Annotated in this window: 20 protein-coding genes and 1 pseudogene; 9 read left to right on the plus strand and 12 right to left on the minus strand. The window is 68.7% G+C overall.

Annotated features, from left to right (window positions below):
* Positions 1 to 225: 225 nt before the first annotated feature.
* The 3 genes from ACLKOY_RS10835 to ACLKOY_RS10845 form a co-directional block, all read right to left on the minus strand.
* Positions 226 to 933: a ZIP family metal transporter gene (locus tag ACLKOY_RS10835; protein WP_436453633.1), complete on the minus strand. Its 708-nt coding sequence runs from the start codon at positions 931 to 933 to the stop codon at positions 226 to 228.
* Positions 934 to 1,027: 94 nt separating this feature from the next.
* Positions 1,028 to 1,819 (minus strand): NAD(P)H-dependent oxidoreductase, encoded by a 792-nt coding sequence (locus ACLKOY_RS10840; RefSeq protein ID WP_436453634.1) that lies wholly within the window; start codon positions 1,817 to 1,819, stop codon positions 1,028 to 1,030.
* 13 nt (positions 1,820 to 1,832) lie between these two features.
* Entirely contained in the window at positions 1,833 to 3,197 is a 1,365-nt protein-coding gene (locus ACLKOY_RS10845) for an MFS transporter (protein ID WP_436453635.1), read from the minus strand.
* A gap of 110 nt (positions 3,198 to 3,307) precedes the next feature.
* Here ACLKOY_RS10845 and ACLKOY_RS10850 point away from each other — a divergent pair, with 110 nt between their 5' ends.
* The 6 genes from ACLKOY_RS10850 (at position 3,308) to ACLKOY_RS10875 (ending at position 11,611) form a co-directional block, all read left to right on the plus strand.
* The gene (locus ACLKOY_RS10850) at positions 3,308 to 3,727 is read left to right on the plus strand and encodes a winged helix-turn-helix transcriptional regulator (RefSeq protein ID WP_436453636.1); all 420 of its coding nucleotides are present in this window, start codon (positions 3,308 to 3,310) and stop codon (positions 3,725 to 3,727) included.
* A gap of 67 nt (positions 3,728 to 3,794) precedes the next feature.
* Positions 3,795 to 5,228, plus strand: a complete 1,434-nt coding sequence (argG, locus tag ACLKOY_RS10855; protein ID WP_436453637.1) for an argininosuccinate synthase — start codon at positions 3,795 to 3,797, stop codon at positions 5,226 to 5,228.
* Between the two features lie 133 nt (positions 5,229 to 5,361).
* Complete coding sequence (locus ACLKOY_RS10860) at positions 5,362 to 5,985, plus strand: helix-turn-helix domain-containing protein (protein WP_363573161.1); 624 nt, start codon at positions 5,362 to 5,364, stop codon at positions 5,983 to 5,985.
* On the plus strand, positions 5,982 to 6,956 hold the full coding sequence (locus tag ACLKOY_RS10865) for a hypothetical protein (RefSeq protein ID WP_436453638.1): 975 nt from the start codon (positions 5,982 to 5,984) through the stop codon (positions 6,954 to 6,956). The genes ACLKOY_RS10860 and ACLKOY_RS10865 overlap by 4 nt, the downstream gene beginning before the upstream one ends.
* Positions 6,953 to 8,830 carry a YhgE/Pip family protein gene (locus ACLKOY_RS10870; protein ID WP_436453639.1) on the plus strand — a complete coding sequence of 626 codons (1,878 nt, stop codon included), beginning with the start codon at positions 6,953 to 6,955 and terminating at the stop codon, positions 8,828 to 8,830. Before ACLKOY_RS10865 ends, ACLKOY_RS10870 begins: the two co-directional genes overlap by 4 nt.
* 135 nt (positions 8,831 to 8,965) lie before the next feature.
* Entirely contained in the window at positions 8,966 to 11,611 is a 2,646-nt protein-coding gene (locus ACLKOY_RS10875; protein WP_436453640.1) for a penicillin acylase family protein, read from the plus strand.
* Positions 11,612 to 11,630: 19 nt separating this feature from the next.
* On the opposite strand, the gene ACLKOY_RS10880 is transcribed toward ACLKOY_RS10875, so the two are convergent.
* Positions 11,631 to 12,995 carry an MFS transporter gene (locus ACLKOY_RS10880; protein ID WP_436453641.1) on the minus strand — a complete coding sequence of 455 codons (1,365 nt, stop codon included), beginning with the start codon at positions 12,993 to 12,995 and terminating at the stop codon, positions 11,631 to 11,633.
* Positions 12,996 to 13,098: 103 nt separating this feature from the next.
* Here ACLKOY_RS10880 and ACLKOY_RS10885 point away from each other — a divergent pair, with 103 nt between their 5' ends.
* Positions 13,099 to 13,860: an alpha/beta hydrolase gene (locus ACLKOY_RS10885; RefSeq protein ID WP_363573177.1), complete on the plus strand. Its 762-nt coding sequence runs from the start codon at positions 13,099 to 13,101 to the stop codon at positions 13,858 to 13,860.
* A gap of 91 nt (positions 13,861 to 13,951) precedes the next feature.
* On the opposite strand, the gene ACLKOY_RS10890 is transcribed toward ACLKOY_RS10885, so the two are convergent.
* The 7 genes and pseudogenes from ACLKOY_RS10890 to ACLKOY_RS10920 form a co-directional block, all read right to left on the minus strand.
* Positions 13,952 to 14,767, minus strand: coding sequence for a DUF2510 domain-containing protein (locus ACLKOY_RS10890; protein ID WP_436453642.1), 816 nt, complete (start codon positions 14,765 to 14,767; stop codon positions 13,952 to 13,954).
* A 15-nt stretch (positions 14,768 to 14,782) separates the two neighbouring features.
* Positions 14,783 to 15,172: a monovalent cation/H(+) antiporter subunit G gene (gene mnhG / locus ACLKOY_RS10895; protein ID WP_363573181.1), complete on the minus strand. Its 390-nt coding sequence runs from the start codon at positions 15,170 to 15,172 to the stop codon at positions 14,783 to 14,785.
* Positions 15,169 to 15,438, minus strand: a complete 270-nt coding sequence (locus ACLKOY_RS10900; RefSeq protein WP_042540345.1) for a monovalent cation/H+ antiporter complex subunit F — start codon at positions 15,436 to 15,438, stop codon at positions 15,169 to 15,171. Before ACLKOY_RS10900 ends, mnhG begins: the two co-directional genes overlap by 4 nt.
* Entirely contained in the window at positions 15,435 to 16,043 is a 609-nt protein-coding gene (locus ACLKOY_RS10905; RefSeq protein WP_436453643.1) for a Na+/H+ antiporter subunit E, read from the minus strand. Before ACLKOY_RS10905 ends, ACLKOY_RS10900 begins: the two co-directional genes overlap by 4 nt.
* Positions 16,040 to 17,593: a Na+/H+ antiporter subunit D gene (locus ACLKOY_RS10910; RefSeq protein ID WP_436453644.1), complete on the minus strand. Its 1,554-nt coding sequence runs from the start codon at positions 17,591 to 17,593 to the stop codon at positions 16,040 to 16,042. The genes ACLKOY_RS10905 and ACLKOY_RS10910 overlap by 4 nt, the downstream gene beginning before the upstream one ends.
* Positions 17,594 to 17,849: 256 nt before the next feature.
* A pseudogene (locus ACLKOY_RS10915) lies at positions 17,850 to 18,351 on the minus strand (Na(+)/H(+) antiporter subunit C); the annotation flags it as partial.
* Positions 18,351 to 21,293: a Na+/H+ antiporter subunit A gene (locus tag ACLKOY_RS10920; RefSeq protein WP_436453645.1), complete on the minus strand. Its 2,943-nt coding sequence runs from the start codon at positions 21,291 to 21,293 to the stop codon at positions 18,351 to 18,353. The gene ACLKOY_RS10920 and the pseudogene ACLKOY_RS10915, both read right to left, overlap by 1 nt.
* Before the next feature lie 263 nt (positions 21,294 to 21,556).
* On the opposite strand from ACLKOY_RS10920, the gene ACLKOY_RS10925 reads away from it, so the two are divergent.
* Positions 21,557 to 23,056: a hypothetical protein gene (locus tag ACLKOY_RS10925; protein WP_436453646.1), complete on the plus strand. Its 1,500-nt coding sequence runs from the start codon at positions 21,557 to 21,559 to the stop codon at positions 23,054 to 23,056.
* Positions 23,057 to 23,068: 12 nt separating this feature from the next.
* On the opposite strand, the gene ACLKOY_RS10930 is transcribed toward ACLKOY_RS10925, so the two are convergent.
* On the minus strand, positions 23,069 to 24,130 hold the full coding sequence (locus tag ACLKOY_RS10930; protein WP_436453647.1) for a LacI family DNA-binding transcriptional regulator: 1,062 nt from the start codon (positions 24,128 to 24,130) through the stop codon (positions 23,069 to 23,071).
* A gap of 59 nt (positions 24,131 to 24,189) precedes the next feature.
* On the opposite strand from ACLKOY_RS10930, the gene ACLKOY_RS10935 reads away from it, so the two are divergent.
* On the plus strand, positions 24,190 to 25,449 hold the full coding sequence (locus ACLKOY_RS10935) for an MFS transporter (protein WP_436453648.1): 1,260 nt from the start codon (positions 24,190 to 24,192) through the stop codon (positions 25,447 to 25,449).
* The last annotated feature ends 9 nt before the right edge of the window (positions 25,450 to 25,458 follow it).

A 25,458-nucleotide genomic window follows, 5' to 3' on the forward strand; every position in this document is an offset into this window, starting at 1 on the left:
GTTCTGGTGTCTGTACCACCCCGGGGGTAGCGTCATGGCATGGAGACAACCATGGAAAAATCAGGGCGCGACAACCTCGCGGAGGAGGACGGGCGCCTAGTCATCCGAGGCTGTGGGACGCCCCTCTCGGCTGACGACATCAGAGAGCTTCGATTCGCTGACCAGCGCTGACCTGCTTATCAACACGAGGGGCGGTCGCACTCGTCTGATCTCGCGACGCCCGATTCAGCTCGCGAGCGAGAGCCCCGCGGCGAGCGCGAATCCCAGCACCGTCGCAAGCCCCGTCACCTGCTTCGCCTTCTCCTGCGCATCCGGGACCATCGAGTCGACGAGCATGACGAGCAGGGCACCGGCCGCGAAGCCGCTCGCGCCCGCACGGAACTCATCTCCGGTCGCGCTCGCCAGGCCGAAGCCCGCGACGGTCGCGAGCGCGCAGATCACCGAGATACCGGCCCAGAGCAGCAGCACGCGCGACTTGGCCATGCCGCCTTTCAGCAGATCGGCGGCCGAGCCGATCGACTCGGGCAGGTTCGAGACCACGATCGCCACGACGAGCGCGATGCTCACCGGTTCACCGGAGGCGAGGCCGATGCCCAGCACGAGCTGCTCGGGGATGCCGTCGAGCAGCGCGCCGAGCGCGAGTGGGACACCCGCGCCGCTGTCCTTCGACTTCGCCGCTCGCGCATCGAGGATCCGGTCGGCGATGAAGTACGCGAGGGCTCCCGCGACGACGCCGACGATCAGGGGGATGGGGCCCGCGAGATCGAGTCCCTCCTCCCACAGCTCGAACGCGATGGACGCCATGAGGGCGCCCGCGCCGAAGCCGAGCACGATGCCCAGCCACCGCGGTGGCCAGGTGCGCAGCAGGGCGAGCGCGGCTCCGATGATCAGGGGCGATGCCGCGACGACGCCCCACAGGATCGCTGCACCCATACCGACCTCCTTCAAGGCAACTCTGCCACCGTCGGGATGGAAATCGCGGATGGATCCGGCTCGCCCACGCGCGTCGCCGCCGCGCCCGCTCCGTTCAGCCGACCTGGATGCGATGGATGCCGAGGTCGGTGCGACCTGGGAGCAGATCCTGTCGGAGCGCCCGGGTGCCGTGGTAGTCGCCGTCGCGCAGCCGGCGATACGGACTGCTCGGCGACTCGTCGCGGACCCCCGAGAGTCGTTCGAGCAGGCGGGCGCTCTCGTGATCGACGCCCGCCGAGTCCAACCCGTCGGCATCGTGGACGACGTGCAGGTCGAGCGGTTCGATGCCGGTGTACCAGAGGGTTCCGTGGGTGAGTGGGAACATCAGCGAGTCCAGATCACCGCTGACGCCCCGTTCTCCGATGGAACGGTCGTCCTCGCCTGCCGTGACGATCACGAGGGCTCGCCGCCCGGCGAGAGGCCCCTCGCCGTAGCGCAGCGGAAGACCGGTCTCGGCATCGGAGGTGCCATACGCGAACCCGTTGGTGAGCACGCGGTCGAACCACCCCTTGAGGATCGCCGGCGGCCCGTACCACCACAGCGGAAACTGCAGCACGACGAGATCGGCGGCCGCGAGCTTGCGCTGTTCCTCGATCACATCCGGCGGCAGCTGCCCCGCGGCGAACGCCTCGCCCATCAGATCGACGAGGTTGCCTTCCCTGCCGTGCGGCTGGCCCAGATCCTGGGACGCGAGGACGGGGTCGAACCGCTGAGCGTACAGGTCGGTGATCTCGACGTCGTGGTCGCGCGAGAGCGCTTCGACTCCGTCGCGGAACAGTCGCGCGTTGAACGAGTTCTCCTGCGGGTGGGCGTAGATCCAGTGGACGGTCGGGCGTGATGCTGACACGGATGGCCTTTCTTCAGTGGGAGACGGGGTGGGGAGCTGTGCGCCGCCACAGCGGCAGGAGTGCCGCGGCGACGACCGCCCCGGCTGCGATGAGCAGCGCGACGACGAAACCGCGAGACCCTGCGATCACGGCGATCGTGCCGAGCACCGCGATGCCGAGGCCGCCGCCGAGGGCGAAGCCGACCTCCTGGATCGCGCCCACCTGACCGGCGTCGTCTTCGGTCGTCACGTCGAAGAGCGTGGTCGCGGCCAGCGTCGCCGCGACCCCGAACCCCGCCCCGACCAACACGAGCGGCAACGCGACGAGATCGACTCCGGTCGACAGCCAGACGAGCCCCGCGCCCTGCACCACGAGAGCGAGCACCGTGAGCGTGGGCGAGCTCAGCCACCGCAGGAACAGGGGGGCGAGCACTCCGCCGAGCGCGATCGCCATCGCCTGCGGAAGGATCGCGATGCCGGCTTCGGCCGCGCTGAACCCCCTGGCATCCTGCAGGTGCAGGCTCACCAGCAGGACGGATGCCGTCGACACTCCGCCGCTCGCCACGATGCGCACGATCGCAGGGCTGAAGCCGGGGACTCGGAAGAGCCGCATGTCGATGAGGGGTTCGGCGAGGGCGCGCTGGCGTCGGATGAAGAAGACGAGCGTGCCGACCGCGACCACGCCGGCGATGCCCGCGGCGACGGGGGCGGCGAGCACCTCGTGCAGGGCGAAGACGAGGGCGCCGAGCGCGACGATCGACGACACGATGCTGAGGATGTCCCACGAGGGCGGCCGGGAGCTGCGGGAGTCAGGCACGAGCCAGATCGCGAGCACACCGGCGACGACCGCTAGCGGGACGCTGCCCAGCAGCAGCCACCGCCATCCGGGTCCCTCGGTGACGAGCCCGCCGAGCACGGGTCCGAGCGCACTGCCCGCGCCGAAGGTCGCGGTCCACAGTCCGTAGGCCAGCACGCGCTGCCGTGCGTGATAGTGCGCCCCGATCGTGGCGACGACGCCCGCGACCACGAAGGCTTCCGCGACGCCGAGCAGCGCGCGCACGACGATCAGCAGCATCCCGTCCTGAGCGAATCCGCCCACCAGATTGAGCACGGCGAAGCCCGCGAGTCCTGCGAGCACGATGCGCTTGCGACCGAACGCGTCACCGATCCGGGCGGCGATGATCAGGGTCGCCGCCAACGAGAGCGCATAGATGTCGACGAGCCACAGCGCACCGCTGTCGCTGAGGGCGAGGTCGCCGCGGATCGCCGGCAGCGCGGTCGACATGCTGCTGATCGCGAGCGCCCCGATCAGGATGCCGAGAAGCAGCGGGATCATGGCGAGCCACGGATGCAGGGCGGTGCGCGGTCGAGCGGATGCCGTGGGAATCGGGAAGGTCACCGCATCAGTCTCGTGTCCTGAGTACACTTCAGACAAGTACGGTCATGGATGGTAGATAGTGACTGTCTGGATACTATGGCCGCGATGAGACGGAACGGAAGGCGGATCCCATGAGGGAGAAGACGGAGCGCATCGTCCGGGAGTGGGGCGACGCGTGCGACGCGGAGATCTCGATCGCTGTGATCGGCGGAGCCTGGAAGCCCAGCATCCTCAGCCTTCTCGACGAGCACGAGGTGCTGCGATTCGGCGAGCTCAGCAGGCTGCTCGACGAGCCGACCGCTCGTGTGCTCACCCGTCAGCTGCGTGAGCTGGAGGACAACGGGCTTCTCATCCGCACGGTGTACCGGCAGGTCCCGCCCAAGGTCGAGTACCGACTGAGCGACCTCGGCCGAGGGTCGATGCCCCTCGTCGAAGCCCTGACCGACTGGGGCGGCCGATACGCGGCGCATCAGCGACGAGAACTCGAACGACGTGAGAATCTCGAGCTCGCCGCCGAGCCGGAGACGCTCGAGCCCGCCGCCGCGCGCTGACACCGGGCCTCGTCACTCCCTCCCTCCCGTCCGAAACAGCCGACACGCCGCCGATAGACTGGGAAGCATGTCCAAGGTCCTCCAGTCACTTCCCGTCGGCGAGCGCGTCGGCATCGCCTTCTCCGGAGGACTCGACACCTCCGTCGCCGTCGCGTGGATGCGCGACAAGGGTGCCGTCCCCTACACGTATACCGGCGATCTCGGGCAGTACGACGAAGACGACATCGAGTCGATCCCCGGCCGCGCGCTCGAGTACGGCGCCGAGGCCTCGCGTCTGGTCGACTGCAAGACCGCCCTGGTCGAGGAGGGTCTCGTCGCGCTGTCGTGCGGCGCCTTCCACATCCGCTCGGGCGGACGCACGTACTTCAACACCACGCCCCTCGGCCGCGCCGTCACCGGCACGCTGCTCGTGCGCGCCATGAAGGAGGACGGCGTCGACATCTGGGGTGACGGCTCGACCTACAAGGGCAACGACATCGAGCGGTTCTACCGCTACGGCCTGCTGGCCAACCCGCGCCTGCGCGTGTACAAGCCGTGGCTCGACGCCGACTTCGTCACCGAGCTCGGCGGCCGCAAGGAGATGAGCGAATGGCTCGTCGCCCACGACTTCCCCTACCGCGACTCGGTCGAGAAGGCGTACTCGACCGACGCCAACATCTGGGGCGCCACGCACGAGGCGAAGACCCTCGAGCACCTGAACGTCTCGCTCGAGACGGTCGACCCGATCATGGGCGTCAAGTTCTGGGACCCCTCCGTCGCGATCGAGACCGAAGACGTCTCCGTCACGTTCGAGGCCGGACGCCCGGTCGCCATCAACGGTGTCGAGTACACCGACCCGGTCGCCCTCGTCATGGAGGCCAACACGATCGGCGGACGCCACGGCCTCGGCATGAGCGACCAGATCGAGAACCGCATCATCGAGGCGAAGTCGCGCGGCATCTACGAGGCCCCGGCCATGGCGCTGCTCTTCATCGCGTACGAGCGCCTCGTCAACGGCATCCTGAACGAAGACACCCTCGCGACGTACCACGAGCAGGGTCGTCGCCTGGGTCGCCTCATGTACGAGGGACGCTGGCTCGAGCCGCAGTCGCTCATGCTGCGCGAGTCGATCCAGCGCTGGGTCGGCCTCACGATCTCGGGCACCGTCACGATCCGCCTGCGTCGCGGAGACGACTGGACGATCCTCGACACCGCGTCGCCCAACCTGTCGTACGGCCCCGAGAAGCTGTCGATGGAGCGTGTCGGCGACGCCGCCTTCGGCCCGGTCGACCGCATCGGACAGCTGACCATGCGCAACCTCGACATCGCCGACTCGCGCTCGCGCCTCGAGCAGTACGCGGGTCTCGGCCTCATCGGCGGCGCCACCGGCGAGCTCGTCGGACGCGTCACCGCCGGCGAGTCAGGCGAGATCACGGGCTCCGTCGAGGAGGTCGACGAGAACTTCGCCGACGCGGTCGACACCGCATCCGAGGGTGCTGCGTTCGACTCCGGCACCGACTGACTCTCGGTTCTTCTGGAGGGGGGCGGATGCTGCGGCATCCGCCCCCTTCTTTCTGCCCGCGCGGTGCACTGCGACCCTGTGAGTCCCCCGAGTTATCTTGCACACATCTGTGCACAATACGTAGAATGGGGGCATGACCACCCGTGCTCCCCGCCGCGACTCCGTCGAGAACCGCGCCGGAATCCTCGATGCGGCCCGCGCAACCCTTGCGACCGACCCGCGCGCCTCGATCGACGTCATCGCCCGCAGCGCCGGCCTGTCGCGCCGCACGCTCTACGGCCACTTCGACGACCGCGAGGCACTGATCCGCGAGCTGATCTCGGTCGGAGCGCAGCGCTTCAACGCGATCGCCGAGTCCGTCACCGACGCCGACTCGCGCATCGCGCTGGCCCGCCTCGCCGCACGTCTCTGGCAGGAGGCCGCGCACGTTCAGGTCGCCGCCGCGCTCGCCCTCGACGAAGCCCACGTGCAGCACACCGCAGACGCCCTCGCCCCCCTGCGCCGCACCGTCGCCGCCCTCGCGCGTCGCGGGCAGGAAGACGGCAGCTTCCGCACCGACCTCTCAGCCCCGACCCTCGCCCGCCTCATCGAAGAGGTCGCGCGCACGGTCGTCTCGCGCACGGACGCCCACAGCACGGGCGCGGCCGGCCTCGCCGTGCGCACACTGCTCAGCATCGCCGGGCTCTCATGGCGCGAAGCCGACGAGCTGCTGAACGCGCACCCAGACATCGCCGAATCGCAGGAGGTCAGCGCATGAGAGTCACTCTGCACGAGGTGAGCAAGGGTCGCGGCGGTCAGTCGCTGCCGACGACGAGCCTGGAGTTCCACAGCGGAGCGGTGCGCTTCGCCCTCGCCGAGACCGAGCAACGACCGACCGTGCTGGGCCTGATCGCCAGCGGACGGATGCGCCCGGACACCGGACGCGTGACGATCGACGGCGACGCGAACAACAAGGCCCTGCGCCGCACGATCGCGCTCGTCGACGCTCCCGATGTCAGCGACCCGCACCCCGACATCACCCTGGCAGGCGTGGTGGGCGAAGAGCTCATGTTCGCCGGCCTCGGGGCGACGCCGCTGCACGCACGCCGCTGGCTGAACCAGCTCGGCTTCGGCGACCTCGCCGGGGTGCCGATCGGCAACGTCGACCCGGCCGCACGCGTGCGGATCCTGTGCGAGCTCGCGATCCTCCGCGACGGCACCGAAGGCATCGTGCTCGTCGCTCCCGACCGCCACGGCGGCAGCCCCGACGGCTGGTGGCGCATCGCATCGGAGTTTGCCGACCGCGGCTACGCCATGCTCGTCGTCATCGGTGGATCCGCAGCGGTGGCCCTCGAACGCATGCATGAGCTCGAGGCGATCAACGCGTCCGGCCCGATCCCACCGCTCGTGCTCGACCACGCCTCCCGCTCGTCGAACGATGGCGTCGAAGCCGACGCAGACCCTCGCTCGTCGAACGATGGCGGTGAAGCCGACCGAGACGAAACGCCCGACACAGACCCCGGCCCCGTCCCGGAGAACCCGGACGACCTCGCCACGGCACCGCGTGTCGACGACGAACACGCCGAGGACACGCCCGATCCTCTCGGTTCTCCCCCAGACCCCGCGCCCCGCTCGTCGAGCGAGCCCCCCGACCCAGACACAGAACCCCGGTCGTTGAGCGAGGACGGCGAAGCCGACCGAGACGAAACGCCCGACACAGACCCCGAGAAGAACGGAGGCGAGCGATGAAGGTTCCCGCCATGATCGCCGCCGAGCTGCGGCGCCTCACCGCGAGCAAGATGGGCATCATCGCCCTGATCGCGCTCGTGTGCGTGCCGATCCTCTACGGCGGCCTGTACCTCTGGGCCAACCAGGACCCGTACGCGAAGTTCCCTGACGTGCCGGTGGCGCTGGTCGTCGATGACGCCGGGGCACTTGCCCCCACCACGGGAACGGATGCCGAGACCGGCGAGACCGTCAACTACGGCGAGGACGTCGCCGAGAACCTCATCGACGGCAATGCCTTCGACTGGCAGCGGATGTCGGCCGACGAGGCCGCAGACGCGTTGCGCGAGGGCACGGTCGACTTCACCGTGACGATCCCCGATGACTTCTCTGCGGCGCTGACCTCGGCCGCGGGCGACGACCCCCACCAGGCGCGCATCGAACTCGAGACCAACGACGCGAACAACTACCTCGCGTCGTCCATGGGCACCCAGGCGGTCGAGAAGATCCGCAGCTCAGTGGCCGAGATGGTCGGCAGCGAAGCCGCAGAGCGCCTGCTCACCGGACTCAGCGAGGTGCGAGACAACCTCGTCACCGCCGCCGACGGGGCCAGCCAGCTCACCGACGGCGCCAACACCGCGGCGACCGGCAGCGCCACACTCGCCGACGGCACATCTCAGCTCGCGGACGGCACGTCGCAGCTCGCCGGCGGCGCGTCTGAGCTCGCCGGCGGCGCGGCGACCCTCGCCTCGGGGGCTCAGCAGGTCAGCGACGGCAACCGACAGCTGGCCGACGTCGCCGACCGCGCCGGGTCGGCAGTGCAGCACGCGACGGATGCCCTGCCCCAGGCGCGACAGGACATCGCGACGGTCCTCACGGATCAGGGCCTCACGCAGGAGGAGATCGATCGGGTCCTCGCGACCCTCGACCCGCTCGGCACGCGTCTCGAAGAGGGCAACGCCACCGTGCAGAACGCGGTCGACAAGGTCGACCAGCTCGCCGCCGGAGCCGAGTCGTTGGCATCCGGTGCCTCACAGCTCGCCAGCGGCGCGCAGACCCTCGCCGGCGGCGCGCAGACCGTGGCGACGGGCGCGGCTGCGGCGAACGACGGCGCGGCCCAACTGCGCGACGGGCTCAGCACCCTCGCATCGGGCACGGCCGAGCTGCGCGACGGTCTCTCCGACGGGGTGGAGCAGATCCCCGTGTCGACCCCCGAACTGCGAACACTGCAGGCCGACACGATCGCAGACCCTGTCAAGGTGTCGAGCGACAAGGTCGCGTCGGCCGAGGACTACGGCGCAGGCCTCGCACCGTTCTTCGCCGCACTGTCGGCCTGGATCGGCATCTACGCACTGTTCCTCATCGTCAAGCCGGTCTCTCGCCGCGCCGTGACCGCGCTGCACTCTCCGATCCGGGTGACTCTGGCCGGCTGGCTGACTCCCGCGATGCTGGGCGCGGTGCAGATGGTCGGGCTCATGGGCATTCTCGCGATCACCCTGGGCTTCACGTTCAACAACCCCATCGGCACGCTGGGTGTGATGATCTTCGCGTCGGCGACGTTCGCGGCGATCATCCTCACCCTGAACGTCTGGCTCGGCTCAGTCGGTCAGTTCCTGGGCCTGGTGCTCATGGTGCTGCAGCTCGTCACCGCCGGAGGCACCTTCCCCTGGCAGACGCTCCCCGCTCCCCTGGCCGCGCTGCACCATGTGCTGCCGCTCGGCTACGTGGTCGACGCCATGCGACAGCTCATGTACGGGGGCAATCTCGCCAGGGCCGGGTGGGATCTGGTAGTGCTCGGGATCTGGCTGGTCGGCGCCCTGCTGCTCGCCGCCATCGGGGTGACCCGCATGACGCACCGGCGCACGCTGCGCGATCTGCAGCCGAGCCTGATCGGCTGACACTGCGGGCGGGGGCCGAGAACTCCCCCGCCCGCAGCGCCGTTGTGGGTAGTATTCCCAGAGTGCGTCGGTGAGACGCACTCTGGGACTCTCTGGGACTGAGTTCCGCCATGCCACCCGAAAGAGTTCTCGAAGATGACAACCCATTCGACCGAGATCGTCGACCCGTCGCGCCCTTCACTGGGCGCCCGCATCGGCCGCATCGTCTTCCTCGTCGTCGCCGCCATCGTGGTGGTCGCTGTCGCCGCCGCCTTCTTCGTGACCTGGACCATCCAGCGGTCCTTCCCGCAGACCGACGGCACCCTGCCGCTCGAGGGTCTGCAGGCCGAGGTCACGGTGCAGCGCGACGATCGCGGCATCCCGACCATCACTGCCGATTCGAGCCACGATCTCTTCTACGCCGAGGGATTCGTGCACGCGCAGGACCGCTTCTTCGAGATGGACTTCCGGCGACACGTGACGGCCGGGCGCGTGGCTGAGATGTTCGGCGAATCGCAGGCCGCAACGGATGCTTTTCTGCGCACCCTCGGGTGGCGCAAGGTCGCCGAGGCCGAGGTCGAGGCGATGGACGACGTGACGCGCGGCTACTACGAGGCGTATGCCGACGGCGTCAACGCCTATCTCTCATCACGCTCCGGTGCAGAGCTGTCGCTCGAATATGCCGTCCTCGGAATGCAGAATCCCGAGTACGTGCCCGAGCCCTGGGAGCCCGCCGATTCGGTCGCCTGGCTGAAGGCCATGGCCTGGGATCTCCGCGGAAACATCGAGGATGAGGTCGAGCGTGCGCTGCTGGCCGCGCAGCTCTCGGAGACCTCGGACCCGACCGGGATCACCGCGACGCTCGACGAGCTCTACCCTGCGTATCCGTTCGACGAGCATCCGGTGATCGTGCCCGAGCTGACGACCGTGACGACTACCGAGACCGGGGCCGAGCCCGCCGCGTTCACGACCGATGCGAACGACGATGAGATGCAGCAGGCCGCGACGACGATCGAGTGGCAGGAGGCCTCAGACGTGATCGAAGCGGCGAGCCTGCTCGTCGGCGACGTCGGCGAGGGCATCGGGTCGAACTCGTGGGTGGTGTCGGGAGACCTCACCGAGAGCGGGATGCCGCTGCTCGCCAACGACCCGCACCTGGGCGCATCACTGCCGTCGGTCTGGTACCAGGTGCAGCTGCGATGCAGCGAGGTCACCGACGAGTGCCCGTTCGACATGGGCGGCTTCTCGTTCTCGGGACTCCCCGGCATCGTGATCGGCCACAACCAGCAGATCGCCTGGGGCTTCACCAATCTGACCACCGATGTCACCGACCTCTACGTCGAGCGGATCGAGGGAGACCAGTACTGGCGAGACGGAGCGCTGGTGCCGATCGAGGAGACCACCGAGACGATCACGGTCGCCGGCGGCGACGACATCGACCTCACCATCCGGTCGACCGTGCACGGCCCCATCATCTCGGGGCTCACCGACGACTTCACGGCGATCGCCGACGAACCCGAGCCAGGCCTCGCCGCGGGTGGTGCGACGGGTGCTGCCCCCACGGGCGAGGCCTCCGAGTACGCGGTCAGTCTGCGCTGGACAGCACTCGACCCCGGCACGGCAGCCACCGCGATCTTCGCGCTGTCGACCGCCCAGGACTTCGACGAGTTCCGCTCGGCGGCCGCCCTGTTCGACGTTCCGGCGCAGAACCTCATCTACGCAGACGTCGAGGGCAACATCGGCTACCAGACTCCCGGACGCCTGCCCGTGCGAGGAGCCGGCGACGGGTGGATGCCGCAACCGGGGTGGGACAGCAGTTACGACTGGACCGGATTCATCCCCTTCGGCGAGCTGCCGATGTCGTACAACCCGGCATCCGGCTATATCGTGACCGCGAACAACGCGATCGTCACCGATGACTACCCGTACTTCCTCTCGCGGGACTGGGACTACGGCTATCGCGCGGATCGCATCGCCCATCTGATCGAACGACGCGTGGCAGCCGCACCGCTCACCGCGCAGGACATGCGCGAGATCCAGATGGACAGCGAGATGTGGATCGGCAAGCGCCTGGCATCCGCGATGGACGATGTCGAGGTGAAGGGCGCAGGCACAGAGGATGCCGTGGCCCTGCTGCGTTCGTGGGATGCGCAGAACGACGCGGGGTCGGCAGGAGCCGCCTACGCGAACGTGCTCTGGTCGAACCTCGTGCAGAACCTGTTCGCCGAACGCGACCAGCCTCTGCCGATAGACGGCCAGGGCCGCCTCTTCACGGTCGTCGCGGACCTGCTCGACGACCCCACCGACCCGCTCTGGACGAACCCGGCCATCGACGTCGCGAGCATGGACGAGATGCTGGCGCTGTCGGCCGAAGAGGCATATGACGAGCTCTCCGCGCTGCAGGGCGAAGCCGTCACGGGGTGGAGGTGGGGCGACCTGCACGCGATCACCCTCACGAGCGACACTCTCGGTTCGTCGGGCATCGCCCCGATCGAGATGCTCTTCAACCGCGGTCCGTACGCGGTCGGCGGCGGCGCATCGGTGGTCAACGCGACCGGGTGGGACCTCGGGTCCTCGTACGCGACGACCACCGTGCCGTCCATGCGCATGGTGGTCGACCTGGCGGACCTCGACGCCTCGACCTGGATCCACCTCACGGGCGCGTCTGGTCATGCGTTCCATGAGCACTACATCGATCAGACCGCCGACTGGGCGGCCGGCGTGCAGAAGCCGTGGGCGTTCTCCGAGAAGGCGGTCGATGCGGTGACGCGCAACACGCTGGTGCTGACGCCGGGCGAGTAGGCGCGGCCCGGCCCGTTCCTCAGGCGTCGACAGGGGCGGGACCGGATGCGGCCGCGCGGCGTGCGATCACCCAGATGCCGACCGCGGCAGCGAGGAAGATCACCGCCAGCATCGCCCATCCGGCGAAGCCGAAGGTGATCGCCGTGGCGTTCACGACGATCGGCGACGCGAGGGCTCCGAGCGAGAAGCCCATGCCGAACACGCCCTGATAGGCGCCGGCCCGCACGGGATCGGCGAGCTCGAAGCTGAGCCCCCAGGCTCCGGCCTGCGACAGGATCTCGGCGAACGTGTGCGTGATCATGCCGATGATGAGGATGACGATCGCGGCCCACGTCGGAAGACCTGCGGCGAGCGCATAGATCAGGCAGGCGCCGACCATGAGCCACCCCGCGATCATCGTCACCCGTCCCGCGATCCGGACGTCGTGCGTGCCGCGCGAGGCACGCACCTGGAACAGCACGACCAGCGCGGTGTTGACGATCAGGAGCACCGCGAACGTGGCATCAGGCGCATTCGTGTACTCGCTGATCCACAGCGGCACTCCGAGTTCTGCCACCCCGAACTGCATGCCGAAGATGGCCGAGAGTGCGCTCAGCAGCAGGTACCGGGGGTCGCGCCACGGAGAGCGCCTGTTCCAGTCCTTGCGTTCGGCGGATGCCGCGGCCGTCGCCTGCGTGTCGATGGATCCCGTCTCCGTGAGCTGGGCCGTGACACGACCGCGTGCGGGGGCGTCGACCGCCGCAGTCAGCCGGAGGAGCGAGAGCGAGCCCAGCGCGCAGACGGCACCCGCACCGGCGATGACGACCCGGTACGCCTCGGGGGTGCCGAGCGCCAGAGCGATCGCGCCGAAACCTGAGCCCGCCGCGATCGCGAGGTTCGTGACCGTGCGCAGCACAGCCCGGGCGTGCACTCTCTTGTCGGGTGCGAACCCTCGCGCGATGATCGCTGACCTCGCCGAGTATCCGAGCGAGTCGAAGAAGCCGGAGAGGCTGGCGAGCAGAAGCGCCGACACGAAATCTCCGACGAACGCATAGGCGGCGAGCAGCACGCCCCCGGTCATCTCGAAGCCGAATGCGAGGCGTCGGGCGCTCCACCGGTCCGCGAGCCAGCCGCCGAGGAGCGACCCCACGACACCGCATCCGCTCGACACCGCGAGCACCACGGCCGCCTGTGCAGGGGAGAGACCGATGATCTGCGTGAAGAACAGCACCGTGACCGCGAGGAAGACACCGCGGCCGATGCGCGACACAGCGGTCGCGGCGACGAGCGCGCGCAGCACCGGATCGCTCAACCCGTCTGCGATGCGGGCGATGAACCCCTTCGACGGGCCTTGCGTCTCGCCCCCTGTCTCGATCTGATCGGGATCGGAGCTGGGCGAAGACACCCTTCATCCTCGCATGGCGCGCGCTCGCGTCTCGTCGCACACCGGCATACGACGCACATCGTTCGGGTTAGCCGCCGCGCCTGCACTCGGTTAGCGTGGGTGCGTGGTCTCCAGCTATCTCGCCCCGAAGGGCACCCCCGTCACCCTGCTCGAGTTCGAGCACGCAGGGGCGACGCTCATCGCAGAGACCTTCGGCGAAGGACCGCGCACCTTCCTGCTGCTTCACGGCATCGGCATGGGACGCAGCGTCTACCTCGACGTCGTGCAGCGACTGAAGGGCCGGGTCATCGCGCTCGACCTCCCCGGGTTCGGCGAAGCACCCGAGCCCGCACGCACCTTCACCATGGAGCGCCACGCCGACCTCGTCGCCGCCTACCTGCGGCACACCGGCGAAGGTCCTGTCGTCGTGATCGGCCATTCGATGGGCAGCCAGATCGCTGCAGAGCTGGCCGCCCGGCATCCCTCGCTCGTCGAAGGCGTCGTGCTTGCGGGCCCCACCGTCAACAAGGCCGCGCGCAACATCGCCTCCCAGGCGAGGTACCTCCTCACCGACCTGATCGGCGAGCGCCCGCTGGTCATCTGGCGTGGCGCCCGGGAGTACCTGCGGGGCGGCCCGCACCTGATCCGCAAGATCCGCGCGACCATCGTGCACCAGCCGGAGAAGGCGTTCGCTCGCATCGATCAGCCGGTGCTGGTGCTGCGCGGTGAAGACGACCCGCTCGCGCCGATGAGCTGGTGCCAGGAGATCATCGACGAGATCCCCGGCGCCGACCTGCGGGTCATCCCCGACCATGGGCACGGCACGCTGATCAGCGACTCCGAGCCGGCGGCCCGCCTGATCCAGCGCTTCGCCGACGACCTCTGACCCGCACTCTCGTCGCCGTTCGGTTCACAACTCAGTCTCATGCTGAATTGTGAACCCACGCGGCTCCGCACCGGCGCACCGCGCACCCGCCTCAGCGCAGCGGCGGAGGTGTGGTCGGAAGAAGCATCGCGTTGCGGCGCGACCTCGTCAGCAGAAGCACGAACGCCCCCAGACCGCCGAAGAGCAGCGCGAAGATGATGCCGAACACGATCATGAACCCGGTGACGAGACTCTGCTCCATGACGCTTCCCGCCACCGCGGCGATCACACCGATCACCGCGATCGCCACCACGCCCCAGCCGACGATCATCGACACGAGATAGCCGCGCGGCCCGGCGTGCCCGGGGCGCGTGCCGAACTTCGTGCCGAGGTACCAGGTCCAGCGAGAACCGGTCCACCAGCGGCTGGCCTGCCCGGTCACCGGATACCACCCGGCACCCGGCCCGTCGACCTCTCCGGGCAGCGGTTGCACGGATGCGTCGACGATCGGCACGGACTGCGGGGCGGGGAGTCTGCGCACGGCGTGTGTGTGTGCGGCGCCGAGGATCCAGATCACGGCCACGGACATCAGGATCACGGGAAGGGCGAAGTTGCCCGGGTTCTGCGTGATGACCGCTGCAGTCAGCTGCAGCATCGCGAGCACGAAGAACACGATCCCGAGGACCAGCCCCACCGCCGGCGGCTCCACCGCCAGGGCGTCGGGCCGCGGCTTGCCCGTGCGAACGCGGTACGGCGTCCAGATCGCGCCGTCCCACCAGCGCACGTCTGTGGTCCCCGGCACCTGGTACCAGCCCATCGACGGGGTGGTCGGCGGCGCCGTCCGCTCATGTGCGGTCCACTGCACGCCGTCCCACCAGCGCTGCTGACCCGGCGCGCCCGCTTCGTACCATCCCTGTGGTGCTGACATCCGTCTTCCTTCTGCTCAGCCGGCGGCCGGCGGAGTCTGCTTCGACTCGGCGAGCTCGTCGACGACCAGGCTGCGCTCGTCGGTCGTGCCGTTGCGATAGGCCTGCCGACCGACGATGTGGGCCGACAGCGGCGCTGTGGCGAACTGCATCAGGACGATCGGCGAGACGAGCGCGAGCCCGATGAGGATCCCGCCGACGGTGCGCTGCGACAGGGCGATCGCGAGGCAGATCAGGATGAGACCGAGCACCTGGGGCTTCGTCGCAGCGTGCAAACGCGACGGTACGTCGCGGAAGCGCAGCAGCCCGACCGCGGCCGACAGGCAGAGAATCGCGCCGAGCAGGATCAGCACGAGGATGGCGACGTCGATGACGGCGTCGGGAATGGCGAGACCGAACACGTTCATGGGGTCGTGTTGTCCCTTCTGGCGACGAATCGGGCGACCGAGATCGAGCCGAAGACGCCCACGGCTGCGATGATCAGCAGCACCGGGATGTTGCGGGTGTGGCCGTTGATCGCCATCTCGGCGCCGAGCACGCACATGACCTCGGTGAGCAGCACGTCGGAGGCGACGGCTCGGTCAAGGATCGAGGGGCCGCGCACGATGCGGATGATCGTCAGGATGGCGGCCACCCCGAAGACGACCATGATCGCCAGCATCAGCACGTTCATCGGGCACCTCCCCTGGTCAGCCCGCCGGCACCACCGGCACGCGCCGCGCGTTCGTCGGCCTTGAGGGCACGGTACTGCGCGGGGGCGCCGAGCGCACGCACGACTCGTCGCTCCCACTGCAGCACACCTTCGCGCTGCCGCTCGACGTCGGCCATGCTGCGCACCCCGATCACGTGCAGATACAGCACCTGACGGTCGCGGTCGGCCTCGACCACGAGCGAGCCGGGCACCAGCGAGGAGATGACTGCCACATGCGTCATCATCAGATCGTCGGCGTAGCGCAGGGGCACTGCGATGATCGCCGCGCCGGGCTGATGCCGGAAGTCGAACACCTGCACGGTCACCGCGACCGCGCCTCGGAGCACCGCGAACAGGAACTGCACGACCAGGAGCGCGGCGTACCAGATGTTGATGCGGCCGGAGAGCTCGACGGTCGGCAGCCGGAAGACGCGCGTGACGAACACGGCGACGACGAGACCCGAGATGAACGCCAGCACCGTGAACTGGCTCCACAGCAGCATCCAGAGCACGACGAGCCATGCCAGGAACGGCAGCTGCACCCGGATGTCCCGCCAGAAGTGGCGGCCGGTCTCGGTGGGGCTCATCCTTCGACCTCGTCTTCCAGCTGCACGAGGGTGACGGGGTCGAGCAGAGCCGCACCGATGCGATCGCACAGCGCGTAGAGCGGGCCGGCGAACACCGTGAGAGCCAGGGTGACGCCCACCATGCCGGCGGTGGCGATCGTCATGATGCGCGGGATGCGGCGACGCTCCTGCTGCTCGTCTGCGGCCGGGGCGTTGCCGAGATACGAGATGCGACCCTCGGTCTCGGTCGAGTCGTCCTCTTCGCGCCAGAATGCGAGGTTCCACGCGCGCATCAGGGCGTAGAGAGTGAGCAGCGAGGTGACAATCCCACCGAAGATCAGCACGATCATCAGCGGGGTGCCCACGGATGCCGCAGCCTCGAAGAGCGCGAACTTGCCGATGAACCCGGAGAACGGCGGGAGCCCGCCGAGGTTGATCGCGGGGATGAAGTAGAGCACGGCGATCACCGGCGCGATCTTGAGCAGACCCTTCACCCGGAGGATCGAGGTGCTTCCCGCTCGACGCTCGATGAGACCGACGGCGAGGAACAGGGTCGTCTGCACGACGATGTGGTGGACGATGTAGTACACCGTCGCGCCGATCGCCGCCGGGGTCGCTATCGCGAGGCCGAAGATCATGTAGCCGACGTGGCTCACGAGCGTGAACGACAGGATTCGTTTGAGCTCGGCCTGCGCCACCGCTCCGAGCACGCCGACGATCATGGTCGCGAGAGCGATGATCAGCAGCACGGTGTCGATGCTGTTGTCGGCGAAGAGCTGCGTCTCGGTGCGGATCAGCGCGTAGACGCCGACCTTGGTCAGCAACCCGGCGAAGACCGCGGTGACCGGGGCCGGAGCCGTCGGATACGAGTCGGGCAGCCAGAATGACACCGGGAAGATCGCGGCCTTGATGCCGAACGCGATCACGAGCATGAGGTGCAGCACGAGCTGCGTCTCCTGCGGGAGCTCGGTCATGCGCTCGGCGATCTGCGCCATGTTCACGGTGCCGAGCGCGCCGTAGATCATCGCGATCGAGGCGAGGAACAGGATCGACGACACCAGGGAGACGACGATATAGACGGCACCGGTGCGGATGCGCGACTCAGTGCTCCCCAGGGTTATCAGCACGTATGACGCCACGAGCAGGATCTCGAACCCGACGTACAGATTGAACAGGTCACCCGCGATGAAGGCGTTGAAGATTCCCGCGGCGAGGATCAGGTACGACGGGTTGAAGATCGAGATCGGGGTCTCGTCGGTGCCGTCGGCCGCGCCCTGACCGATCGAGAAGAGCAGCACCGCGAGCAGCACGATGCTCGAGATGAGCACGAGGAGAGCCGCGAGCCTGTCGACGTAGAGCACGATGCCGAAGGGCACGGGCCATCCGCCGACCGACACCGCCAGCGGCTCGCCTGCGTCGACGACGACCAGCAGCACGGCGGCGATCACCGAGACGGTCGCGAGCGTCGCGACCGTGACGAAGGCCTGCAGGCGCGGGTTGCGACCGAAGATCAGGGTCACCGCCGCACCGAGCAGCGGAAGGGCCACGAGCAGGGGGACGAGGGCGCTCATCGGCGGTCCTCCTCGTCGTCGGTGTGCTCGGGCGCGCTGTCATCGGAAGCCGTGTCGGCCGCCGTGTCTCGGGCGGCATCAGCCGCGTCGGTCTCGTGAGCGTCGGACGCGTGGGTGTCGGCATCGGTTCGGAAGTCGTCGGAGGGCGGCGAGTCGTCTGCGTCGTCATCGTCGGACGGGGCCGATTCGGCCGTGAGGACGGATGCTGCGGCATCCGCGTCGTCGTCGTCTTCCGCGCGCTCGGGGGCACGGGCAGCCGTGGGCCTGTCGGTCGGGGCATCGTCGTGGATCGACGGATGGTCGCGCATGTGCAGCACCGTGATCGGCGACGTCTGCACGCCGACGAAGTCGGTGGTCGCCTCGTCGTCGGCTGCGTCGGCCTCGTCGTCCATGAGGTCCTCGTCGGCGTCGGTGCGCTCGCGGAGAGCGATGTCGGCCTCGTCGTCCTCGACCGTGTCGGCTTGACCCAGCTGCCACGAGCGGTAGATGAGCGCGAGGAGGAAGGCCGAGACGGCGAACGTGATGACGATGGCCGTCAGGGTGAGCGCCTGTGGCAGCGGATCGCTGATCTCGCCCTCGACGCCGTAGAAGGGGGCGCTCCCCGGCACGCCCATCACGATGAGGAGCAGGAGGTTGGTGGCGTTGCCGAGCAGCAGGAAGCCGATCAGCACGCGGGTGAGGCTGCGCTCGAGCATCGCATAGACACCGCACGCGAACAGCACGGCCATGATCACGATCAGGGTCAACGAGACATCCATCAGATGCTCACCCCCCGCTCGCGGAACTCCTGCGCCTGACGGTCGACCTCGGCACCGAGGCTGCGCAGCACGTCGAGCACGAGTCCGATCACGACCAGGTACACGCCGACGTCGAAGATGGTCGAGGTCACGAACTCCATGTGGCCGATGCCGGGGATCTCCCACTCCCAGAACGTGCTGGTGAGCGGGGCCATGCCGAAGAACAGCGGCACGACGGCGGTGCCGACCGCGAGGATCAGACCGGCCCCCAGCAGTCGGCCGGCGTCCGTGGGCGCGGCCGCGCCGAGCTCCCAGCGTCCGCCGGCGACGTAGCGCATGACGAGCGCCATGCCCGCGACGAGTCCGCCCGCGAAGCCGCCGCCCGGGAGGTTGTGACCGGAGAACAGCAGGAAGATCGACACGACGATGATCGTGTGGAAGAGGATGCGGACGATCACCTCGAGCAGGATCGATCTGTTCTCGGGCTTCATCTTCGGGCCGCCGACGAGCCAGGCGCGGGGGCTGCTCTCGTTCTCGTCGGTCTGGAACCGCACGCCCTCGGTCGTCTCAACCAGGGGGCGGCTGAGAGTGCGGCGGCGGCGGGCCTTGGGGAGCGTCTTGGTCGCCGACAGCATGTCGGCGCGATGCGTGACGAAGACGAGCGATGCGACGCCGGTCGCGGCGAGCACGAGCACCGAGAGCTCGCCCATCGTGTCCCAGCCGCGCAGGTCGACGAGCGCCACGTTCACGACGTTCTTGCCGTGGCCGATCTCGTACGCGATCTCGGGGAACACTGCGGAGATCGGATCGGCGACTCGCGACTGCGTCGCCACGATCGCGACCAAGGCCATCGTGAGTCCGACTCCGACTCCCAGCAGCGCTCGGGGGATGCGACCGACGGACGCGTTGTGCTCGCCCATCCGTGCGGGCAGGCGGCGCAGCACGAGCGCGAAGGTCACCATCGTCACGGTCTCGATGAGAATCTGCGTGAGTGCGAGGTCGGGCGCACCGCTCGTGGCGAAGAGCGCCACCATGCCGAGGCCCGTGATCGAGACGAGCACGACGCCGGTGTACCTCTTCTGCGCCCGCACGGCCATGACGCCGGCGGCGGCCATCAGGGGCGCGACCACGAGCTGCGTCGGAGTGTGCCAGGCCGAGAGCTGGAAGCGGTCGATGTCGCTGGCGACCAGAGCCGTGATCTCGGCGGCGACGAAGACCACGAAGATCGTGCCGACATAGACCGGAAGCGAGCCTCGCTGCGTGAGCGTCGTGCTCAGCACCGAGAGCCGGTCGACGCCGCGCATGACCAGGTAGTAGACGTCCGCCGCGGTGAAGCGGATCAACCGCGCCTTGCGATCCCACCCCGTGCGCAGCGTGAGAAGGAAGACCGCGGCGCCGAGCAGGATCGACAGGATCGAGATGCCGAGAGCAGGCTCGAGACCGTGCCAGAGGGCGAGGTGCCCTGGTCCCTCGGCGGGCACCCCTTCTGCGTCGAGGCCAGGCGTGGCGGTGAGTGCGTATCCCTGCAGAGCGACGTCGAGAGCCGGGGCTCCGATTCCGGCCGCGAGCGTGAGGCCGGCGAGGATGATCGGCGCCGAGAGGAACCCGACGGGCGGATCGGGCCACATGGTGTCCGGCAGGCGATCGCCTGCTGCGTCGCGCTTGGTCCAGAAGGCGCCCCAGAGGAAGCGGATGCCATATGCCGCAGTGAGAATGGAGCCGATGCTGACACCGATGATCGCCACGAGTCCCCAGGGGGACCCGTGCAGCGCGTCATCGAGGAGGGCCGTGAGAGTGGACTCCTTCGCGACGAATCCGAGGGTCGGCGCGACGCCTACCATCGACGCGATGGAGATGAATGCCGCAGTGGCCATGACCGGCGCCTGACGCCCCACGCCGCTCAGCTCATCGATGTCTCGGGTCGACAGCTGCCTGTCGATCACACCGACGATGAGGAACAGGGCCGACTTGAACAGCGCGTGCGCGATCACGAGTGCGAGACCGGCCAGGGCGCTCGCCTGCGTGCCGTAGCCGATCACGATCGAGAAGAACCCGAGCTGGCTGACCGTGCCGAAGGCGAGGATGCGCTTGAGGTCGGTCTCTCTCAGGGCCTGGATGCCGCCGAGCAGCATCGTCACGATTCCCAGCGAGATGATGATCGGCCGCCACGGACCGGTGAACGCGAAGATCGGGGCGAAGCGCGCGATCAGGTAGATGCCCGCCTTCACCATCGCCGCAGCGTGCAGGTAGGCGCTGACTGGGGTCGGCGCCGCCATCGCACCGGGAAGCCAGAAGTGGAACGGGAAGATCGCGGACTTGCTGATGGCACCGACGAGCAGCATGACCACGGCGGCATCGACGATCGCCCCTGTGGGCGCGATCTCGAGGATCTCGCGGATGCTCGACGTTCCGGCATCGACGACCAGCAGAACGACTCCGACGAACATCACGAGTCCGCAGAGCGTGGTGACCAGGAGCGCCTGGAGGGCGGCTCGTCGGCTGGCCGCTCGCCGTCGGTAGTGGCCGATGAGGAGGTACGAGAGGATGCTCGTCACCTCCCAGAACATGACGAGCATGACAAGGTCGTCGGTCAGGACGAGACCGTACATCGCACCGGCGAAGCCGAGCAGGACTCCGGCGAACTGGCCGATACCCGCGGAGTCGTCGTGGAAGTACCACCGGCAGTACAACAGCACGAGGGCGCCGACACCGGTGACGATCAGCGTGAGGACCCAGCCGAGGACGTCCATGTTCATGGACAGGTTCAGGCCGAGCTGCGGAATCCACGCGACCGAGACGAAGGGCGTCGGTCCGTCGAGCACCTGGGGGGTGAGCACGAGGGCGTGGATGAATGCCGCAGTGGGAATGAGAGCCGCGATGGCGAATGCCTGAGACCCCAGCCAGCGCACCAGGACGGGCATCAGGATCGACCCGAGGAGGAACACGGCGAGGAGCGTCAGCATATACGCGGCTCCTCAAAGCTCGTCGGCCGGGGGCGGCGCAGGCGGGCGGGCGGGTGTCGATATCGAGTTTACCTTGATATTTCGCTCTTCAGGGTCGATCATGTCGGCGTCGAATCGCCCAAATGTCCCGTTTTTCGCGGGATTCCGGGCACTTTGCGTGATTCGAATCGAGGAATCAGATCATTCGGATGCGTCGATCGTCGCAGATCGCGTGACCCGCGCGAAGTCCGCAATCCTCACGGGGGTCGTGGCAGAGTAGCCCCGTGACGCGGGCGTGGGTGCGGGAGCTGGGCGGGTGGCTGAGCGCTGCCGCAGTCGCGCTCGTCACCGCGGGTGCCGTCGCGTCGTCGCCTCGAGCCGATCTGCTCTTCCGCGACGGCGACTCTCTGGTCGTGGCGATGCTCGCCCGCTCGCTGCTCTCAGGGCAACCGCTCGACTGGGCGATGTCGAGCGTGCTGTTCCTGCCCGAGTCCGCAGCCTTTACGGCCCTCCACGCCGCGTTGCCCGTAGATGCGAACGGTCTCTTCGCGATCAGCGCGGTCGTCAATCTGCTCGCTCTCTACGGAGGAATCCGTCTGGCTGCCGGACGTGCTCGCGCCGGCAGTGCCCCTGTGGCCTGGTCCGTGGTCGCTCTCTCGGCGTTCGGGGCACTCGCGATGACCGATGTGTCGGCGTCGCGCGAGGCGCTGGACCTCGCGTCGCTGCAGTTGACCACCACGTACTACTCCGCGACCGTCGTCGGCGTCGTCGTCACGATCGGCATAGTCCGACGCATGATCGACAGCCACGCGCTCAGAGCGTGGCCCTTGATCGCCCTCGGCATCGTCGCGCTCGTGTCGACCCTCTCGAACCCCCTCTACGCTGCGTGGGCGACGGTTCCGCTCGTGATCGTCCTGGCCGTCGCCGCGATCTCCTCGGAGCTGCGTTCGCGAATGCCGGTCATCATCGTCGTGCTGCTTGCCGGCACCGCGATCGGCTTTCTGGCACGTATTCCGCTCGCGGCATGGATCACCCAGACCGGCGTCGGGTACGTGCATCCCGAGCAGTGGCACGAGTCGATCGACCATTACGCACAGCTCGTCGGCGAACGGATGCAGAGCCCTTTCGGGGTGATCGGGCTGCTGATCACTGCCGCACTCCTGGCCGTAGCCGTGGTGCGAACCGTGCGGCCGCGCCAACCCGGCTCGCGGCTGGTCGCCGCGATGGGATGGGTGGCGCCGGTCGTGGTCGTCATCGGGGCCATCGCGCTGGGAACCCACGCGGCACGCTATCTGCAGCCGGTCGCCTTCGCTCCGGTGCTCGCACTCGTGGCCGCTCCGCACGCCCTGCGGGTCAGCGAGCGTGCCCGGAGAGCATTGGCAGTGATGGCCGGGGTCGTGCTGCTCATCGTCGGGGGCCTCAGCATCCCTCGACTCGCGGATGCCGCCGCCCGGCCTGATGCGGATCTCACCTGCGTCACCGCCTGGGTCGACGCCTCCGGCGGCACCGGTGCCGGGCAGTTCTGGACGGTGCGTCTGCCCAAGCTGCATCTGTCCGAACCCTCACGACTCGTGCAGGTCGATCATCAGCTCAACGCGTACGCCTGGCTGGTGAACCGCGGGGACTTCGCGGTCGGCGAGGTGTCATTCCTCGTCGAGGATGCGCAGACCGTGCCGTGGGACCTGTCGGAGGCGCTGCTCCCCGAGACGATCGTCGACTGCGGTCGGTACTCGATCCTGGACTTCGGAGCCGAGACGCTGCCGTTGGGCCCGCAGCGTTCCTGACTGGCAGCCTGCTCAGCGGGCGGGCGCCGCCGTGGTCGTGCCCGCGCGGAATCGGCAGGTGAGGTGCAGGGTGAGGCCCGGCTCCCCCTGCAGCATCCGGGCGACCTGCTCTCCGGCAGCGCGCCCCTTCTCGACCGCCGGTTGCACGCTGGTCGTGAGCACGAGGTCGCCGAGTCCGTCGGCGGCGATGCCGTCGAAACCGGCGACCGACAGGTCTTCGGGCACGCGCAGCCCCAGTTCCTCCGCCGCGCGGATGACACCCACCGCGATCAGGTCGCTCTGCGCGAGGATCGCGGTCGGCCTCGTCTCGACGTCCGCCAGCAGCCGTCGCCCCGCGAGGAGGCCCTCATCGATGAAGCTGCCTCCCGCCGAGATCGCCGGTGCGTCGGGAAAGATCTCGCGCATGCCGGCGAGGCGATCGATCGTCACATCCACGGTCGCCGCGTCGATGCGCTCCTGCGTGACCGGGCCGCGCTCGCGCTGCGTGTCGAGCGGCAGGGTGACGAGCGCCACGTCGCGGTGTCCGAGATCGCGCAGGTGACGAGCGACGTCCGCCGCGGCGGCGGTGTTGTCGAGCATGATCTTCGGAATGCCCTCTCCGGCGTCGCCCTCGATCACGACCACGGGCAGTCCTCGACTGCGGACGATGTCGAGCGATGCCTTGGCGCGCCCCGAGCATCCGATCAGCACGACCGCGTCGACGGGTGCGTTCGACAGCGACGATCCGTCATCGCCCGGCTCGTCGCGCATCAGCAGGATGCCGGCGCTCAGGTCTGCCATCCCATCGGTGAGCCCGTCCATCATCGCGGTGGTCACCGGGTCGAGGAACGCCGCACGCAGATGTCCTTCGAGCACCACGGCCACGATGCCACTGCGTCCTCGGCGCAGTGAGGCGGCGCGCGGGTCAGGCCCGGCGTAGCCGAGGTCCGCTGCTGCGGCGAGCACCCGCTCGCGCGTGGCCGGCGCGACGTTGGCCTTGCCGCTGAAGACGACGGATGCCGTCGACGTCGCTACTCCCGCCTGTCGTGCGACATCGGCGATCGTCGCTCGGCGCGGGCTGTCGTGGCTCGTCATACTCCGAGGATAGCTCCCCGGGTTCCCGATCATCGAATCGATTCGATATGCTGTGCGACATGGACACGGCTCTCTCTCGATCGCAGTATGTGCGCTGGCGCACCGCGATCTTCGCGATCTTCCTCGCCAGCGGTCTGTCGATCGCGACCTGGGCCTCACGTGTCCCCGACATCAAGCTCGCGCTCGAGGTCGACAAGGCGCAGGTCGGCATGCTGCTGCTCGGTGCGGGCATCGCCTCGATCATCGGTATCTCGACCAGCCCGGCGATCATGGCGCGCACCGGCGCACGCCTCGGCATGATGGTGTCGATCTTCACGTTCGCCTCCGGCGTCGCCCTGATCGGCATCGGCGCCAACGTGCTGGGTTCGTACTCGGTGGTACTCATCGGTCTCGTGCTGTTCGGACTCGGCAACGGCTGCGTCGACGTCATGATGAACGTCGAGGCCACCGCGATCGAGCAGCACTCTGGCAAGACGATCCTCCCCCTCTTCCACGCCTTCTTCAGCTTCGGCACCGTGATCGGCGCCGGCCTCGGTGCCCTGGCCGCCCAGCTGCAGATCAACGTCTTCACGCACACTCTCGTCGTCGCGATCGCGATCGCCACCATCGGCGTCATCAGCATCGCCAGCGTCCCCCGTCGTGCCGAAGCGCTCGACCCGACGACGGACGACGGCGAGAAGGTGCACTGGCGAGAGCGCATGCACGTCGCGATGTCGGCCTGGCGCGAACCGCGCACCTACGCGATCGGCGTGGTGATGCTCGGCATGTCGTTCGCGGAAGGCGGCGCCAACGACTGGCTGGCCCTCGGCGTCGCTGAGGACCACGGCGGCGGAACCGCACTGGGCGCTGCCGCGCTCGCGACCTTCTCGGTCGCGATGACCGTGGTGCGGGTGTTCGGCGGACCTCTGGTCGACCGGTTCGGGCGCGTCGCGGTGCTGCGCATCCTCTCGGTGGCGGCGGCATCCGGCATCCTGCTGTTCATCCTGGCGCCGAGCCTCCCGCTGGTCTTCGTGGGTGCGGCGCTGTGGGGCGTCGGCGCATCGCTCGGCTTCCCGCTCGGAATGTCGGCCGCGGCAGACGACCCGGCCAAGGCGGCCGCCCGTGTCAGCGCCGCGGCGACGATCGGCTACATCTCGTTCCTCGGCGGCCCGCCCGTGCTGGGCTTCATCAGCGAGCACATCGGTCTGCTCAACACGCTGTACATCCTGGTCGGCCTGGTCGTGCTGTCGGGCCTGTTCTCCGGTGCCGCCCGGCCCCTGCGCACAGACGAGATGTCCGAAGCGCCCGTGACCGCAGAAGGAGTGCGCACGACGAAGTAGGCTCGACGG

Source organism: Microbacterium sp. K2, assembly GCF_051365005.1.
GTDB classification, from domain to species: Bacteria; Actinomycetota; Actinomycetes; order Actinomycetales; family Microbacteriaceae; genus Microbacterium; species Microbacterium foliorum_B.